The 15,921-nt window shown below is 59.8% G+C and carries 16 protein-coding genes; all 16 read left to right on the top strand.

What is annotated here, in order from left to right; genetic code table 11:
* Window positions 1-129: 129 nt before the first annotated feature.
* The 16 genes from SUTH_RS19665 (at window position 130) to SUTH_RS09660 (ending at window position 15,604) form a co-directional block, all read left to right on the top strand.
* Window positions 130-291, top strand: coding sequence for a hypothetical protein (locus SUTH_RS19665; protein ID WP_170228062.1), 162 nt, complete (start codon window positions 130-132; stop codon window positions 289-291).
* A gap of 199 nt (window positions 292-490) precedes the next feature.
* Window positions 491-1,324, top strand: coding sequence for a PD-(D/E)XK nuclease-like domain-containing protein (locus tag SUTH_RS09730; RefSeq protein WP_052473508.1), 834 nt, complete (start codon window positions 491-493; stop codon window positions 1,322-1,324).
* 96 nt (window positions 1,325-1,420) lie between these two features.
* Window positions 1,421-2,518 (top strand): recombinase RecT, encoded by a 1,098-nt coding sequence (locus tag SUTH_RS09725; RefSeq protein ID WP_084207335.1) that lies wholly within the window; start codon window positions 1,421-1,423, stop codon window positions 2,516-2,518.
* The gene (locus SUTH_RS09720; RefSeq protein WP_041098891.1) at window positions 2,515-2,727 is read left to right on the top strand and encodes a hypothetical protein; all 213 of its coding nucleotides are present in this window, start codon (window positions 2,515-2,517) and stop codon (window positions 2,725-2,727) included. Before SUTH_RS09725 ends, SUTH_RS09720 begins: the two co-directional genes overlap by 4 nt.
* 14 nt (window positions 2,728-2,741) lie before the next feature.
* The gene (locus SUTH_RS09715; RefSeq protein ID WP_041098884.1) at window positions 2,742-3,083 is read left to right on the top strand and encodes a hypothetical protein; all 342 of its coding nucleotides are present in this window, start codon (window positions 2,742-2,744) and stop codon (window positions 3,081-3,083) included.
* Between the two features lie 79 nt (window positions 3,084-3,162).
* Window positions 3,163-4,842, top strand: coding sequence for a PRTRC system ParB family protein (locus SUTH_RS09710; protein ID WP_041098882.1), 1,680 nt, complete (start codon window positions 3,163-3,165; stop codon window positions 4,840-4,842).
* 84 nt (window positions 4,843-4,926) lie between these two features.
* Window positions 4,927-5,337 (top strand): PRTRC system protein E, encoded by a 411-nt coding sequence (locus tag SUTH_RS09705; RefSeq protein WP_052473506.1) that lies wholly within the window; start codon window positions 4,927-4,929, stop codon window positions 5,335-5,337.
* Between the two features lie 10 nt (window positions 5,338-5,347).
* Window positions 5,348-5,734, top strand: coding sequence for a PRTRC system protein C (locus tag SUTH_RS18835; RefSeq protein ID WP_070099338.1), 387 nt, complete (start codon window positions 5,348-5,350; stop codon window positions 5,732-5,734).
* Between the two features lie 3 nt (window positions 5,735-5,737).
* Window positions 5,738-5,950: a hypothetical protein gene (locus SUTH_RS19660; protein ID WP_041098880.1), complete on the top strand. Its 213-nt coding sequence runs from the start codon at window positions 5,738-5,740 to the stop codon at window positions 5,948-5,950.
* Window positions 5,848-6,924: a PRTRC system protein F gene (locus SUTH_RS09690; RefSeq protein ID WP_084207333.1), complete on the top strand. Its 1,077-nt coding sequence runs from the start codon at window positions 5,848-5,850 to the stop codon at window positions 6,922-6,924. The genes SUTH_RS19660 and SUTH_RS09690 overlap by 103 nt, the downstream gene beginning before the upstream one ends.
* A 77-nt stretch (window positions 6,925-7,001) precedes the next feature.
* Window positions 7,002-7,739, top strand: a complete 738-nt coding sequence (locus tag SUTH_RS09685) for a PRTRC system protein B (protein ID WP_070099378.1) — start codon at window positions 7,002-7,004, stop codon at window positions 7,737-7,739.
* Window positions 7,739-8,392, top strand: coding sequence for a PRTRC system protein A (locus tag SUTH_RS09680; RefSeq protein WP_052473504.1), 654 nt, complete (start codon window positions 7,739-7,741; stop codon window positions 8,390-8,392). The genes SUTH_RS09685 and SUTH_RS09680 overlap by 1 nt, the downstream gene beginning before the upstream one ends.
* On the top strand, window positions 8,367-9,170 hold the full coding sequence (locus SUTH_RS09675) for a PRTRC system ThiF family protein (protein WP_084207559.1): 804 nt from the start codon (window positions 8,367-8,369) through the stop codon (window positions 9,168-9,170). Before SUTH_RS09680 ends, SUTH_RS09675 begins: the two co-directional genes overlap by 26 nt.
* Before the next feature lie 279 nt (window positions 9,171-9,449).
* Window positions 9,450-9,809 carry a hypothetical protein gene (locus SUTH_RS09670; RefSeq protein ID WP_041102129.1) on the top strand — a complete coding sequence of 120 codons (360 nt, stop codon included), beginning with the start codon at window positions 9,450-9,452 and terminating at the stop codon, window positions 9,807-9,809.
* Between the two features lie 86 nt (window positions 9,810-9,895).
* Window positions 9,896-10,471 carry a hypothetical protein gene (locus SUTH_RS18455; protein ID WP_052473502.1) on the top strand — a complete coding sequence of 192 codons (576 nt, stop codon included), beginning with the start codon at window positions 9,896-9,898 and terminating at the stop codon, window positions 10,469-10,471.
* A gap of 132 nt (window positions 10,472-10,603) precedes the next feature.
* Window positions 10,604-15,604: a DEAD/DEAH box helicase family protein gene (locus SUTH_RS09660; protein WP_052473501.1), complete on the top strand. Its 5,001-nt coding sequence runs from the start codon at window positions 10,604-10,606 to the stop codon at window positions 15,602-15,604.
* Window positions 15,605-15,921 lie beyond the last annotated feature (317 nt).

The raw sequence follows: 15,921 nt of genomic DNA, 5'->3' as shown, positions 1-15,921 counted from the left end.
CAGTATTGCCTGTGGGGGTCTTCCCCGCAGCACAAAGCGCTTTTCTCGAAGAGCCCTTTGTCCTGCGGGGATCGCTCCATCTTGGATGCGGTTTTCGCCAGGGTATCTCAACAACCTCTGGAGAAAATCATGAAACTCAATCCCTATCTCGTTCGTCTGTTCGACCCGCTGCCCATGGCCTTTGCCTGCGATCTCTATCAACGGCTGAGGGAAGGCAAGCGGGACATGGAAACCCGCGACATGTTGTTGAAGGCACTCGACATGGCGCGCAAAGCCGGAACAATCGAATGATCCCATCGCCCCGGACCTCCGGGGCTTTCCCGAGGGCGTTCCCGCCGAGCGTCCTGCGGAAAGCCAGATTTGATCGGACGGTTATCTGTTCGATTAAAAAGCGGTAGCTGGCCGCGCGAAACAAACAGCATTTTCCAACCCTGCCGGGGACAACGCCCCGGTTCGGGTCGGTGCTTCCGGCATTCACTCTGGAGGCATCATGAAACTCAATCATCCCGGCCTGCTTGTCATGCCGGCCACGCAGTATCACGCGGAGAAAGCCATCGGCCATTCGGGTATCGTCAAGATGCTCAAAAGCCCGGCTCACCTGCGCGAGTATCTGGATCATCCGCATGAACCGACGCCTGCCATGGCGTTCGGAACCGCAGTGCATACCTATGTGCTGGAGCAGGATCGCTTTGCCGAGGAATTCGTGGTGGCGGAGAAATTCGACCGTCGCACCAAGGAAGGCAAAGAAGCGGCGGCACGTTTTGAGGAGGCCAATCACGGCAAGATCGTGATTACCTCTGAGGAGATGGCCACGCTCACCCTGGTTCAACGGGCCGTGTTTGCCCATCAGGGAGCTTCAAGGCTTCTTTCCTCCGGTGATGCCGAACTCTCGGCGTTCTGGACGGATACGGAAACCGGCCTCAACTGCAAGTGTCGGCCGGACTGGTTCAACGGTGAAGCCATCGTTGATCTCAAGACCTGCATCGATGCCAGCAGTGGCGGGTTCTCTCGTTCCATGGCGAATTTTGGCTACGACATCCAGGCGGCGTTCTACGTCGACGGGATCAAGGCCGTGACCGGAATGGAGCTTCCGTTCCTGTTTGTCGCTGTGGAGAAAGAGGCACCGCATGCGGTCGCGGTCTATCGCGCCGATCCCGACGTGATCGAGATCGGGCGCAAGAAATACCGGGCGGCACTTCAGCTCTTGAGGTGGTGCCAGGCATCGGGCAACTGGCCGGCGTACCAACCGGGTGGAGAGATCGAACTGATCTCCCTGCCACGCTGGGCAGCCAACACAGAAGCCTTCGAGCTGGACGCCGCTTAATCCGCGGCTTTTCTATGTAGGTCATCAACCCCGGCGGGGATACCCATCCCCGTCAAGGGAGACAGGTGTCTTCGCCATTTTTCTTTGGAGAAAACCATGTCTCAAACCCTACGCAACATCCAGAAGTCCCGCCAAGGTGTGCAGTCCAACGTGGTGCCGTTCCCGGCCATGCTGGAACAGTTCAAAGGCGAAATTGCCCGCGCACTGCCCAAGCACCTGAGTCCGGATCGCATGGTGCGCATTGCCCTGACCGCGTTTCGCATGAACCCAAAGCTGGCCCAGACGGATCCCCGCAGTGTTTTTGCGGCGGTGATCCAGTCCAGCCAGCTCGGTCTCGAAGTCGGATTGATGGGTGAAGCGCACCTGGTGCCCTTCGGCAATCAGTGCCAGTTGATTCCCGGCTATCAGGGGCTCATGAAACTGGCGCGCAACAGTGGCATCGTGCAGGACATCTATGGTCACGAAGTTCGCATCAACGACAAGTTCGACATCGTCCTGGGCCTTAACCGGACCCTGATGCACGAACCGTTGAAGAAGAACGGCTTCCCTGCCTCCGATGAGGAGCGGGGAATGATCGTGGGGTTCTACGCTGTCGCGGTGTTCAAGGATGGTACCCGCACGTTTCACGCCCTGTCGAAAGAACAAATCGAACAGGTGCGCGACAACTCGCGGGGCTATCAGATGGCCAAGAAGTACGGCAAGGAAAGTCCGTGGGATACGCATTTCGTCCCCATGGGCCTAAAGACCGTGATTCGCCGGCTGTGCAATTTGTTGCCCAAGTCTCCGGAACTGGCGATGGCGCTGGCGCTCGATGAAGTGACCGAGCGTGGTGAGAACCAGAACATCGGAATCACCGAAGCCATTGAAGGTTCATGGGCGCCGATCATCGACGAGGAAACGGGAGAAGTCATTCCAACCACGGCCGAGAACGGTGACAAGGGGAACAAGCCTGGCAAGGTCGAACCGACCCAAGGCACTGAGCGTCAAGCCTCCGGCAAGATGCTGCAGGACACCCTGGCCATCATCGGCCGGGCGGCAACGACCGACGAACTGGATGAAGTCTATATCCGGGCCGAAGGCTCGTTCGAGGGCACCGAGTTGGAGCAGGTGCTGCGTGCCTACCGTAACCGCAAGACGGCGTTGGCCAATTCTGCTTCCTCGGCAAATGACATTTTCGGGGAAGAGGGCAAATGACGATGCTCGGCGACACGGAGTTCGGAGCCATCCGGATCTGTGCGCGGGCGGTGCAGGTACTCGACAAGGTCGGATTTCTGACCCTGAGCAAGGAAGATGATGCCGCTGTCGTTTTGGCGCGCAACGAGCTTCTGAGCGTCATTCAGGGCAACGGCTATCTGTTGGAGTACGACAGCTACCGCCTGATCAAGTCCGGCGACCGTCACTAGCGCAGGCAATTCACATGCTGATGACGGAGATGGCCATGCACAAGGAAAGTGGTCAGGACCATCGGCCCGATCCAGCCCGCATGGCAGGACGTGAAGCGAACTTTGATGAAGAGATTCCATGGACCGAGGATGACATCCTGCGGCTGCATGGCCTCCTTCTGGAGAAATCGCTGCACGACCTGTTTGATTTGAGGGTGTCCGCCAAAACACAGGCAGACATTCTCGATTGGATGCGGGCGCCACGTTCGGAGTCTGGTGCTTTTACCTACCGGGCGTGTTGCCGTCTGTTTGGCCTCGATGACGAAGAAATTCGGGATCGGGTGCTGGAACGTTACCGGCGGCGACACACTCATTGACGATTCATTTCACCCCTGGCGGGACAGTTGCATTCCCGTCCGGGGATGCGGCTGCCTGCCATTTTTCATTGGAGGCATCATGCAACTGCAAGCATCAATCAAGGTCGGAAACATCCTTCCCGGCCGCAATCCCCGAGGCTACTTCGATCCCTCGGAAATGACGGCGTTGGAAGATTCCGTGAAATCCAAGGGCGTGCTGCAGGCGATCCTCGTTCGTCCCCGCGATGCGGGGCGTTACGAGATCGTCGCCGGCGAACGTCGCTGGCGCGCGGCAAAGAAGGTGTTCGGGGACGAGTATGAAATCCCGGCCCTGGTGCGCGACCTGGACGATGGCGAAGCCGACGAGGCGGCGCTGATCGAAAACATCCAGCGTGCCGACATGAGTCCGACCGAAGAAGCCGAAGCGGCAGCCAAGATTCTTGGCCGCTGTCAGGGGGATCGGGACGAGGCCTCGCGTCGTCTGGGCTGGTCGCGGACCACGCTCGACAAGCGCCTGGCGCTGATGAACTGTTCGGAACGGGTCCGTCGGGCCTTGTCCGAGCGGCGCATCCAGCTGGGTCACGCAGAGTTGTTGGCTGCGGTCACCCGCGACAGGCAGGATGCCGTGTTGGAGAAGTTGCTGTCACAGGCCAGTTTGCCGACGGTCGCCCAGTTTCGCGGGCAACTTGAGCAGATCTCACGGGCTTTGAGCAGCGCCATCTTCGACAAGGGCGAGTGCACGTCGTGTACCCATAACTCGGGGAATCAGCAGGCGCTCTTTGGCGAGGCGATTGCCGCCGGACACTGCACCCACGGGGCGTGTTTCGATGGCAAGACCGAGGCGTCGCTGGACGCAAAGAAGGCATCGCTGGCCGACGACTATCCGACCATTCGGATCGTCCGACCCGGCGAGAACTTCACGCTCCTGCGACTGCTGGCGGAGGGCGATACCGGGGTGGGCGAGGAACAGGCGAAAGCCTGCCGCGCCTGCAAGAACTTCGGTGCCGCGATCTCGGCCGTGCCGGGCAAGCTCGGCAACGTCTATCCCGACCTGTGCTTCGATGCGAGCTGCAATGCCAAGAAGGTGGCAGCGCGTATCAAGCTGGAAAAGGACAAGGCAACGCCGGCGGAGGGTTCTGCGAAGACAGCGTCAGGCAAGTCGGCAACCCCTGCCAAGTCATCCGGCAAGGCCGAAGCCAAGTCGGAGGCCAAGGTTCAGGACTCGCAACGGGTCAAGGACTACCGGCTGGAAGTCTGGCGCAAGGCGCTGCGTCGGGAGTTGATGGGCAATCGTGACAACAATCTCACGGTACTCATCGCTCTTGCGTTATCAGGCAATGCCCGCCATATCAGCGATACCAAGCTGGGCAAGGCATTCGCCGCGATCACCAAGCAGGAATTCACCAGCTTCGTGTTCAAGGCGGACGAGGCGGCACGCCTGGTAGCGCAGTCGGATGAAGCCGTTCGGGACAAGCTGTTTCTCGGACTGGCGGCATCGGCGGCAGACGGTATCGAGGAGAAGACCCTGGTCCAGATCCTCACCTATCTCGAGATCGATCTCGGGCGGCACTGGAAGCTCTGCGAAGAGTTTCTCAAGCTGCTCACCAAGAGCGAAATCGAGGCGATGTGCGACGAGATCGGCTTGAAGGTCGCCATGGGCGGAGCATTTGCCAAGGCCATGAGCGGCAAGAAGGACGACATCGTCAAGGCGCTGTTGAACGTGGCGGCTTTCCCCTACGAGGGCAAGGTGCCGCGGTCGATGCGCTTCACCATCGCGTAAGACAGTTTCTTTCCACCCATGCGGGGACCACGTTCCCCGCACGGGGCGTGGTGCGCCTGCAATTTTCTCTTTGGAGGTACCACCATGTTTTTTCAGGAACTGAAATCGTTGTTGGACGGCTGCGCAGCACTGGCGGTCACCTTGTCATCGGCACGGGAAGGCTTGATCACCGTCACGGTGCGACCCACCCCGAAGGATGCCAAGGATGCCGAGGCGTTGGCGATCCCGCTGGTTCTGACCGGAACGGCGGAGGAGCTGGATGCGCAATTCGTCGGCTTGCTTCGCAGCTTTGCCGATGAGCATCAATCGCTGGCCGAGCAACTGGAAGCCACCCGCAACATTCTTGAGGCAGCCAAAAAGGACGCCAGCAAGAAAGCGGAAGGCGCACTCAGGAAAGGCACGGCCAAGGTAGCGGCGCCAGCTGATGACGATGATGATGAGACCGAGACACCGGCAGCCGCCGACGTTCCGGTCGAAGACAACCTTTTCGCATGAGGAGGGCGTCATGACCATTACCGTTCAGAAGCTGCAGCGTTCGTTTGCCTACAACGGCATTGCCTTGCCCGATCCCGGCTGCGAGTTGTCCCCGGAACAGGTGCGGGATGTCTATTCCGCGACCTACCCGGAGATCACGACGGCATCGATCGAAGGGCCGGAGCAAAAGGGGGATCGGTTGATCTACACCTTCCGGCGTGCAGTCGGCACCAAGGGCAGCCTATCGGCAAATGCTCCGCGAACCTCCCGGATCGTGGTGCGGCGGCGCGATGACGGCCTGAGCTATGTCGAACCGCAATCGGCGGTTATGACGCCGGTGGAGCGCCTGACTATCGCCTTGGGACGATGGGTCAGGTGGCTCGATCGGCGTTGGCCTGTTGTCCTCCGCAAGGAGTAGGCCATGGTGTCGCTCAAGGAACGGCTTCAAGCCGCTGCCGATGGCGACTTCTCGCACTTTGAAGGTGGAATCCCTCCCGGGGTTCCTGCCTTCGATCACGAGGAGATGAAACGATGCGTACAAGCCTTGCAACGCTTGGTGCTCCGGTCTCAAGCAACCGTGGCCCCCGGCGATCGCTGTCAGGTGGCCGCTTCCGTCCAGGCCCTGATCCTCTGAGTCTGCCGCAGTTTGGCAAAGGACTCACGATCAGCCTCAATCCCAGCCTTGATGTTCGTCGCTGGGCGATGCTGGCCTTGCGCTGGCTGGAGGTTGGGGAGCTTCCCGAGTCTGCGAGCGGTCTGCCGCCTACGCTGGTGCAACAAGCGTTGGTTGCGTGGATCAATCGCATGGTGGGGCAATTGCAGCACATTGCCTTCGAGGTTCATGCGGCCGCTAGTCCAGCAACATTGGGCTACGGATCGTTGTTTCCCGATGCCAGTGACGACGATGACCGGTGGTACTGGGCCATTCAGTCTGAACAGGTGGTATGGATGGGCATGAAGGATCGGCTGACCCGGATCGAGACGCTCTGTCCCGGTTTGGGTGAGACAGCGCTGTATTGGTTGCAACGGGCTTCGGGGCGCACGCTGTATGCCCTGACGCCTCAATCGGCGCGCGATCTGTGCGAATACATCCACTGGCAAGGGAGTAGTGACCAAGCCGAATGGCTGGATGAGATGCGTTCGATGGGAATGAGTGACGAGGATCTGGGGGATGCAATTTCTCCGGACTGGTATGACGGTCATTTCCCGGACTGGGTGCTTCGCGCCAAGCCGGTGCTGGATGAGGAGGCCTTGTCCCGCATCCAGTCCTCCATGCCAGAAGTTGCGCCGGTAGCCGCCGTGTTGCTCGACATCGAACAATTGATGGCGGATGGCGGGCAGCTTCCCGGCCTGGATGGCATGGAAGTCGAGTGTGTCTATTTCGGGGCTTACCTGCGATGGGATGCCGATGACCCTATGGATCGGGTGTTCGATGACTTTATCGAATACGCGAATTGCGCCAGCGATGGCTATACCGATCTCTTTGGCGCCGGCGCGGTACCTCTCGATACCGAGGGGTTCCATGTCTGGCTCCACAAGACTGGCCTGGGGTTGCAGTTGTTGTCGTCACTGGATCGGCTGATCGCCCTGATCGCCGAACCGCTGTGAGTTCCATTAACCCGGTGCGGGTGATGTCCTGCCCGCCGGGCTCGACACGCCTGCACCATTTCATTAAGGAGGTCGCGATGGCGATCAATGTCAGTACGTTTTCCAGCGAACAGTCGTACCGGCTGACTCATGCCGTCTTGGTCTATCAGGATGCGCAGCGCAAGCCGGCGTTCGTGTCGATTCATGACGTGGGTTCCGACGATGGCAATCGTCCGGTGATTCAAGCAGGGGTTCCGGCCAGCAAGGCGGGGCTCATGGCGCTGATGCGCATTCTCGATCCGGAAGCGATGCTCAAGCCGGCCATCAAGCCGGCGCATGTGCTCGCGGAAGGATCGGGTTTCTTCGTCTGGTACAGGGCTCCGCAGGACAGGCAGGTCTGGTTCGACTGCAAGGAACTCGGTGCGCGAACTGCTCGGGTTCCCTGTCCGGGACTGGTGTTCGTGGTGACCACGAAGGCATGGAAGGTGTTTGCGTTCAAGGGGCGGCAACGTCCTGATGCCGACACACCACTGTCCGTCGCGCCATTCTTCAATGTCTGGCAAAACGGCACCATCTGTGTCGGCAGTGCCCGCTTGCCGAAAGGCGATCAGGTACACAACCACCTGGCCTGGGAGGAAGCCTTCTTCCGGTCCTACTTCACGCATCCGAATATCCATACCCCACGGGGGCTGACCCGTTACCGGGCCGGTCCGTTTGCCTTGTGGCGGGATCTGCTGGATGGTCGCTTGACTCGCTTTCCTACGCGCACGCTCGTTCCGACGGGTTGGACGCTACGGCAAGCTTTTGAGGCCGCCGTGCTGGAAGGAGACGCGTGATGGATGCGAGAGATATCGCCTTGCAACACTCGGCACCTGTCGTGACGGTGCCGCGCTATGGCGGATTCACGCCCCTGGTCGAGAATGGTCATCGCTTTCTGGTGACCGGTGACGGGCTCTGGCTCGAAGCACGGCGTCCCTGGTTGTATCTCAGGGTGCCGCTGGTCTGCCAGAAAAGCGTCCCCATGCCCTATGGGTGGGTGGGCCGTGAGCTCTCCCTGTCCTTTGGCAAGATTCCTCGCCATCTGGTCATCGAGTTCTACCGGTTTGCGCTTGATCGTTGCCCGGAAGAGTGTGTGGGATGGATCGTGTGGCATGCCGGCTCCGGCGAGATGCGGCTGGTGTTCCCGACAGAAGAATCGACGGGATGCGCGCATGTACGTTATCGCCGGCCGCTCCTCGATGAGGATGAGCATCTGGTGGTCGACCTGCATTCCCATGGTCGCCTCTCGGCCTTCTTCTCGACGCAGGACGATCGGGATGATCGCGGGGAGTTCAAGATTGCCGGTGTGATCGGCAATTGCGATCGCGGGCAATGCTCCACGGCGTTTCGTTTATGCGCCAACGGGCTGTTCCTGCCGCTGGCATTCGATGAGACCGGCTTGAGCGGCCAGACAGGAGGGAATGATGGCTATCCATCATCTTGTGCCTGAACTGCTCACGCGGGAGGTGCGTGTCACTGTCATCGGGGCCGGAGGTTCAGGTTCCCAGATGCTGATGGGACTGGCCCAGCTGCATACGGCCATGCTTGCCTTGGGTCACCCCGGGGGACTGGATGTGACCGTTGTGGACGCCGACCAGGTGTCGGAAGCCAATGTCGGGCGGCAGATGTTTTATCCGTCCGACGTGGGGCTCTCCAAGGCATCGGTACTCGTCAATCGCATCAACATGGCAATGAGTACCGGCTGGAAGGCGCAGATGCGGCGACTCACTGCGGGCGAGAGTTTGCGCACCGATCTGGCGATTGGTTGTGTGGACAATCGTCTGGCGCGCAAAGCAATCCTGGAATCGGTAGGACGTGCCGGCGGCGGGTATTGGCTCGATCTGGGCAACCGCCTGCATGATGGTCAGGTCATTCTCGGTGTGGTGCCGGCGCGTTGGGCCAAGCCCGATGCGAACCGGCTGCCTCATGCTGGCGATCTTCTCCCGGAGATCGTCGATGAGTCGCAGGAAGCCGAAGATGACACGCCGTCCTGCTCGCTGGCCGATGCCCTCGACAAGCAGTCGCTGTTCGTCAATCGCGGGGTCTCGCTGTATGCCCTGAATCTGCTGTGGGAGTTGTTCCGCTACGGCCAGATCGCCTATCACGGTGTTTTTGTGAATCTCAAGAATGCCCGGACGACACCGCTTCCCGTCGATCCGGCGGCATGGTCCCGATTCGGCTATCCCAAGCCTGCGCGCAGTCGTAAGCGCAAAGGGCAGGGGAGTTGAGGGTGGGAGCCATTTTCCGGTGCACGCGCAGTTGCGTGTGCCGGGCTTTCCAGAACGGGTGAGTCATCCAACCCGCCCGCTGTGGAAAACCCGAGTTTGGCCGTTCCCATATGGGAACGACTGAAAAGCGGTAGCTGGCCGCTGGAAACAAACAGCATTTCTCAACCCTGTGGGGGCTCGCTCCCGACAGGGTCGCTGCCTCCCTTTTTTTTCTGGAGGCACCATGAAGCAGTTCGTACACATGTTGCGGGAAGCGATTCGCGTGGCAAGGGGATGGTCATGATGTTCGATCGCTATTCCCGCTATGAAGGTTTTCGGGATACCCCGAGAAAGCGCTCAGCCGTGCTGCGCAAGCAGAAGGCAGAACGCGAGGCCTTGCCGCTTTTCGCGGACCAGGTCGCGGCATTGCAGCCTTCGGTGGATGAAGTTATGTCCCGCCGTGCGCAGCGTGCCGACGTCGTTGAGGTCGAACGGCGCCAATTCACCGCCAAATGGTGGCGAATCGCCCGGCAGACCTATTTCGGTTTGCCGGCGGAGCAGAAAGCCAAAGTGCAGGTCCGCTGGCATCGCTGGTGGGGGCCGCGCAATTCGAGCTGCCTGCTGTACCTGTGTTCGCAAGCCAAGGCCGAGCAGTTGTAAATCCATTCGGCCTCACGGCCATCACCCGTCCGGGGACATCGCCCGGACGGGAAGGTGTCTCCGGCATTCAATTCTGGAGGCATCACATGTCGTATCGCATCGAGTATGACTGGGTGGCAATTCGTCTGCCCAAGGAACGCATCGAATCTGCCTACGAAGACCATTTCATTCTGGCTTCGCTGGGTGGTGACAACAATGTCTATCGGCAGGATGGCAAGCGTCCTCGTCGGTGGTCCTGCATGGCCATGGGCATGTCCTGGCAGGTCATGCAAACCGCAGTGGAGTTTGCCGCTGCCTGCGAAGGTGGGTCGCTCAAGCCTCACGGTCGCTGGATGAAGCCGGAAGCCTATATCGCTCGCCTGCGGCGGGTGTTGGCGGATGCCGTCTCATTGGATGAAGCCAGAAACCGGGGTATCCGGGTCTCGCTCTGCATCGATATCGACACGCAGAAGATGCGTGATAGATACGACGCCGACTGCCTGGCCAAGTTTCGCGAAAACCGGACCGGTCTGGCTCTCAACGGCAGCGGGGACAGCATCGAGCGCTTCATCCTTTCCATCGACGATGACGCCGACCTGTCGGCATTCATTCGCTACCACTGGCTGAGCGATTCCAAGTCCCTGTGGCGAAAGATCGAAGTCGGCGGGCGGGGCGAAATGTAGGCAGTCGTCTTTGTATCACCCGGTCGGTTGTCAGGGCTAGCGCCTTCGACATCCGACCCACCGAAGTTTCTCAACCCTTCCGGGGACACACCCCGGAGGGGGAGCGTGTCTCCGGCTTTTCAGGAGAACCGCATGAAACTCAAGAAACTTGCGGAGGTCACGATGTGGCTTCCCGGATTTGCCCCCGACGATCCATTACCGGAGGCAAGATGTACGGCAGAAATCATCGCCTTTCCCTTGGTCAACGAAGTACATGACGCCGTACCGGTCATCGATGAGGGAAGTTCGGGCGACATCGCAGAACGGGTTGTCGAGGTGGCTGCCGATGTTACGGCACCCAAGCCGCTTCGCGCGGTATGGCCCGTGCTGGATAGCTCCCTGCATGCGATGTTGCGTGGGGATGTCGGGAAGTTCGAGGCGAATCTGGCGGCGATCGCAGTGTTGTCGTTGCTGGATGCCGAAAAACGATTCCCGACTGACGAAGAGCGATCCATCCTCAATCGATATACCGGATGGGGCGGGCTTCCCAAAGCGTTCAATCCTGAGCAGGACGATCCAGCGTGGCGGGCGAGAGCCGAGTCATTGCCGGATCTGTTGGGCGAGGATTACACGAGCGCCAAGGGGAGTGTGGTCAATGCCCATTACACGGCAGTTTTCGTGATCGATGCGATCTGGGAAGCAGTACGCCGACTCGGTTTTCGGGGCGGTCGCGTCCTCGATCCCTCGGCGGGTACCGGGTATTTCATCGGTGCCATGCCAAAGGATCTGGCCGAAGTCTCGGAGATCACGGCCATCGAAATCGACCGTCTGTCGTCGCGGATGCTGTCGCGCCTGTATGGGCAACACGGGGTTCGTACCTTGACGGTGGGCTTCGAGAAGGCGCGATTGCCCAAAGACTGGTTCGATCTGGTGATCTCGAATGTTCCTTTCGGGAACTATCAGGTGCCGGACGATCGGAACGTGCCTTATGCAAACTTCCTGATCCACGACTACTTCTTCGGGCGTGCCCTGGAAGTGACCCGTCCTGGTGGTCTGGTGGCGTTCATCACGTCGGCCGGAACGTTGGACAAGTGGGAAGATCGGGCGCGGCGCCATATGGCCTCCCAGGCAAGGCTGCTGGGGGCGATACGTCTGCCGTCCGGGACGTTTTCGCAGATCGCCAATACCGACGTCACGACCGATATCGTCTTTCTCCAGAAGTTGGGGGCAGGCGAAAAGGCCGCTGACGATTGGATTAACGTGGTCGAAGCGCCCTATGCGATGTGTGACGGCTACCGCCGTTTGTATGTCTCGAACTGGTATGTCCAGAACCCGGAGATGCTGATCGGGCGCATGGGACAGAAGTCGAATGGCTATGGCTTGTCGAATGCTGCCATTTTCGATGGCGATATCGGCACTGCTTTACGGGAACGGATTGCGCGTTTGCCAGAGGGCGTTTATCACCCCCGGGCGGCGAGAAATTCCGAGCCCAGTGGCAAGCCGCAGCGCGACATTCGTGTCGCAGCGCCGGAGTTCGTGAAGCCGGGCGCATTCTGCCTCACCGACGATGGCCGTTTGGCTGTCTCGGAAGGCCAGGAGCTGCTGGTCATCGAGGGAATGGTATCGGCAACGGCTGCCAAGCGCATCGTCGGCATGATGGCGATTCGTGATGCGGCGAGGAAGTTGCTGCATGTCCAGCATCTCACGGATGACGATAGCCGTCTTGGCAGTTACCGCATGATGCTCAACATGGCCTATGACGGCTTTGTGGCGCGGCATGGCTATCTGCATGCCAAGGCCAACAAGCTGGCGTTCAAGGGAGACCCCGACCTGCCATTGCTGTTGTCTCTGGAGAATTACGATCCGGAGGGCGGCGTAGCGGAAAAGGCCGATGTGTTCTTCCGTCGGACCGTGGGGGTCGTCCGCAAGGTCGACCGCTGCAATACGCCGGAAGAGGCCCTGTTGGTGTCGCTGCATGAGCGCGGATGTGTGGATGTTGTGTTGATGGCATCCCTGCTTGGGCAGGCGTCATCGGCGTTTCTCCCGGACATGGCGGATCGCGGTCTGATCTTCCTGAATCCGGAAACATCGCAATGGGAAACCGCGGATGCTTACCTGGCCGGGAACGTGCGCAGCAAGCTGGAAATGGCAGAAGCAGCGGGCGGAGATTTTGTTCGCAATGTGGATGCCTTGAAAGCGGTGGTGCCTGCTGATCTGGGGCCGGGAGAAATCGATGCCCGGATCGGATCGACCTGGATACCGGCGCGCGACTATGCCGAATTCCTCGATCAGTTGTTGGAGTGTGAGGGATGCACGGTGGAGTTCTGTGCGGAAGCCGGGGCGTGGAACATCGATGTGCCCTGGCAAGGTGAACGGTCGGTCGCATCGACCCAAACCTTCGGTACCGGACGTATCTCGGCGGGCGAGTTGTTTGTCGTGACGCTGAACCAGATGGTGCCAACGATTCGGGATCGCGATCCGGTGACCGACCGGTACTTCGTGAACACGGAGGAAACCATTGCCGCACGGGAAAAGCAGCAGGCGCTCAAGGAAGCATTTGGTGCATGGGTGTTTGCCGATGCGAATCGTTGTGAGCGCTTGGTCCGGCTGTACAACGACCAATTCAATTCTGTGCGCTTGCGGGAGTTTGATGGGTCGGGCCTGGCTCTGCCGGGCTTCTCCGAAGTGTTCAACCTTCATCGGCATCAGAAGGACGCCATCTGGCGCATCGTGTCGGGCGGGGTGAATACCTTGTTGGCTCATGTGGTCGGCGCCGGCAAAACTCTGACGATGATCTGTGGCGGTATGGAGTTGAGGCGTCTGGGGATGGCCAGCAAGCCGTGCTATGTGGTGCCAAACCACATGCTGGAGCAGTTTGCGGCGGAGTTTTTGCGAGCCTATCCCGGGGCCAATATTCTGATGGCGAGCAAGGACGACCTGGTCGGCGACAAGCGCCGGACGCTGTTGTCACGGATTGCTACCGGGGATTGGGATGGCGTGCTGATTACCCATGCCTCTTTCGAGAGGATCAAGATGAGCGACGAGGCCATGACCACGTTCATCGAAGCGCGTGTCTATGAGATCGAGTGTGCCATTCGGGCCTCGAAATCGCAGAAGCGGGGGAATCGGATCGTCAAGGAGCTGGAGCGGGCCAAGAAGAGCTGGCTCGCGCGGTTGGAGAAGCTGGCGGCGAAGTCGAAGAAGGATGACATGCTCACGTTCGAGGAACTGGGTGTCGATTTCCTGTTCATCGACGAGGCGCACTACTTCAAGAACCTGTACCGGTTCACAAAGATGACGCGGGTCGCCGGACTGCCCAATGCCAACTCGGAACGTGCCTTCGATATGTTCGTGAAGACGCGGCATGTGATGGAAAAGCATGACGGCCGGTCGGGGGTGGTGTTCGCAACAGGAACGCCGGTATCGAACTCGATGGCGGAGATGTGGACCATGCAACGCTATCTGCAACCCGCGACGCTGCGGGGGAATCATGTGGCGCAGTTCGATACCTGGGCGGGCAATTTCGGCGAGTCGGTGACGGCCCTGGAGTTGTCGCCCGATGGTGGGGGATACCGCATGAACACGCGGTTTGCCCGCTTCGTGAATCTGCCCGAGCTGATGACGATGTTCCGCGAGGTGGCGGATATCAGAACGGCGGACATGCTGAAGTTGCCGGTGCCGCGTTTCCATCTGGAGACGGTGACAGCGAAACCCACGGCGGCCCTGAAGGCGTTTGTGGCAACGCTGGTGGAACGTGCCGAAGTCATTCGCAATGGCAACGTGTCTCCCAACGAGGACAACATGCTGGCGGTAACCAATGATGGCCGCAAGGCAGCGTTGGATATGCGGCTGGTAGTTCCTCGAGAGCCGGAGGCGCCGGATGGGAAAGTGAGCCTGTGCGCTGAGCGGATTCATGGCATCTGGCGCGATACGACGGCGTTCCGCGGCACTCAGGCGGTGTTTTGCGATCTGAGTACGCCAACGGACGATGGACGGTTCAGTGTCTATCACGTCATACGGGCGAAGCTCGTTGAGATGGGAGTTCCGGGAACGGAGATCGCCTTCATTCATGACTTCGAGAGCGATACCGCGAAGGCCGAGTTGTTCAAGGCCGTGCGGGAAGGGCGGATTCGCGTTCTGTTGGGCAGCACTCTGAAAATGGGGGTGGGCACCAATATCCAGACGCGTCTGGCGGCATTGCATCATCTGGATGCGCCATGGCGTCCGTCCGACGTCGAGCAAAGGGAGGGGCGCATCATTCGTCAGGGCAACCTGAATGAGGAGGTGCGTATCGTCCGTTACGTGACGGAGGCCTCATTCGACGCCTACATCTGGCAGACCCTCGAAACCAAGGCACGTTTCATCGCCCAGGTGATGCGGGGGGATACCGGGATGCGTAGCGCGGAGGATGTGGAGCTGGCGGCGTTGTCCTATGCCGAAGTGAAGGCACTGGCGTCCGGCAATCCGCTAGTCATGGAAAAGGCCGGCATCGATGCCGAGGTCGCCAAGCTGTCCTTGCTCAAATCCCAATGGGACAACCAGCGATGGTCCAACCAGAGGGAGTCGGCCACCTTGCCCGGTCGCATCGAGAAACTCCGGCAACGGATCGAGGCGATCGAAGCGGATATCGCCGATCGGGTGGATGTTCGTGGCCAGCGTTTTTGCATGGTGCTCGACGGTCAGCGTTATGTGGATCGTACGGAAGCCGGCAATGCGCTCGTTCGGTACTACGTCGACGCCAAGGCCAGAACCCGGAAGATCGGGAACTGGAAGACTTCGACGGGGGAGATCGTCGTCGGGCAGTTTGCCGGCTTCGATCTGGCGGTGTCGATACCGACGGCGGCAGCCGATGGACCAAGCTTTCTGCTGAAAAAGCGGCGAGCCTACGTGGCACATCATTCTGACAATCCCATCGGGATGGTCAGGGTGATCGAAAACGTGGCCAACGCTCTGGAAAGCAAGCTGGCGGAAGTCCATGAGGATCTGGCACGGGCAGAAAAGCGCCTGGCCGACATCCTCGCCGAGATATCAAAGCCCTTCGATAAGGAGGATCGTCTGACGCAATTGCTGGTGCGCCAACGCGAGATCAATGCCAGTCTCGATCTCGACAAGGGAAATGCCGGCGCGATGGAAGCGGAAACCGAAGTCGCGTGAAGGTGTTGTGAGGGTGTTTCGTTTTGCCTGACTGGGTGACGGCGGACATACCTGACTTGCACTGCATGGAACCGGTTTAACGGACGGTCGAAGTCGAGACAAAAAGGGCGCATTTCAAAATCCGAGAGGGCGAACCGGTACGTAGCATCGCATCCAGTTTCCTCCCTCCTGTTTCCTCTTACCCGGCGCGCACGTTCTGTGCGCCGGGGTTTTTCAGAACAGGTTCGATGCGCAATTCGAGCCTGCTGTGCAAAGCCTGAACATGGGATTCAGTCTGACGCCGTAAGGCATTGGACGGACGTGTGGTAGCTGGCCAC

This window comes from Sulfuritalea hydrogenivorans sk43H (assembly GCF_000828635.1).
Taxonomy (GTDB): Bacteria; Pseudomonadota; Gammaproteobacteria; order Burkholderiales; family Rhodocyclaceae; genus Sulfuritalea; species Sulfuritalea hydrogenivorans.
The sequence above is the reverse complement of the archived record's forward strand: the minus strand, read 5'-3'. Positions and strand labels throughout refer to the sequence as shown.

Excerpts from the sequence above, each read along its gene's own strand:
- SUTH_RS09680 (WP_052473504.1), top strand. The coding sequence starts at position 7,739 with ATGGATGCGAGAGATATCGCCTTGCAACACTCGGCACCTGTCGTGACG.
- SUTH_RS09715 (WP_041098884.1), top strand. The coding sequence starts at position 2,742 with ATGCTGATGACGGAGATGGCCATGCACAAGGAAAGTGGTCAGGACCAT.
- SUTH_RS09685 (WP_070099378.1), top strand. The coding sequence starts at position 7,002 with ATGGCGATCAATGTCAGTACGTTTTCCAGCGAACAGTCGTACCGGCTG.
- SUTH_RS09660 (WP_052473501.1), top strand. The coding sequence starts at position 10,604 with ATGAAACTCAAGAAACTTGCGGAGGTCACGATGTGGCTTCCCGGATTT.
- SUTH_RS09720 (WP_041098891.1), top strand. The coding sequence starts at position 2,515 with ATGACGATGCTCGGCGACACGGAGTTCGGAGCCATCCGGATCTGTGCG.
- SUTH_RS09710 (WP_041098882.1), top strand. The coding sequence starts at position 3,163 with ATGCAACTGCAAGCATCAATCAAGGTCGGAAACATCCTTCCCGGCCGC.
- SUTH_RS09725 (WP_084207335.1), top strand. The coding sequence starts at position 1,421 with ATGTCTCAAACCCTACGCAACATCCAGAAGTCCCGCCAAGGTGTGCAG.
- SUTH_RS09670 (WP_041102129.1), top strand. The coding sequence starts at position 9,450 with ATGATGTTCGATCGCTATTCCCGCTATGAAGGTTTTCGGGATACCCCG.
- SUTH_RS09675 (WP_084207559.1), top strand. The coding sequence starts at position 8,367 with ATGGCTATCCATCATCTTGTGCCTGAACTGCTCACGCGGGAGGTGCGT.
- SUTH_RS18455 (WP_052473502.1), top strand. The coding sequence starts at position 9,896 with ATGTCGTATCGCATCGAGTATGACTGGGTGGCAATTCGTCTGCCCAAG.
- SUTH_RS19665 (WP_170228062.1), top strand. The coding sequence starts at position 130 with ATGAAACTCAATCCCTATCTCGTTCGTCTGTTCGACCCGCTGCCCATG.
- SUTH_RS09730 (WP_052473508.1), top strand. The coding sequence starts at position 491 with ATGAAACTCAATCATCCCGGCCTGCTTGTCATGCCGGCCACGCAGTAT.
- SUTH_RS09705 (WP_052473506.1), top strand. The coding sequence starts at position 4,927 with ATGTTTTTTCAGGAACTGAAATCGTTGTTGGACGGCTGCGCAGCACTG.
- SUTH_RS18835 (WP_070099338.1), top strand. The coding sequence starts at position 5,348 with ATGACCATTACCGTTCAGAAGCTGCAGCGTTCGTTTGCCTACAACGGC.
- SUTH_RS19660 (WP_041098880.1), top strand. The coding sequence starts at position 5,738 with ATGGTGTCGCTCAAGGAACGGCTTCAAGCCGCTGCCGATGGCGACTTC.
- SUTH_RS09690 (WP_084207333.1), top strand. The coding sequence starts at position 5,848 with ATGCGTACAAGCCTTGCAACGCTTGGTGCTCCGGTCTCAAGCAACCGT.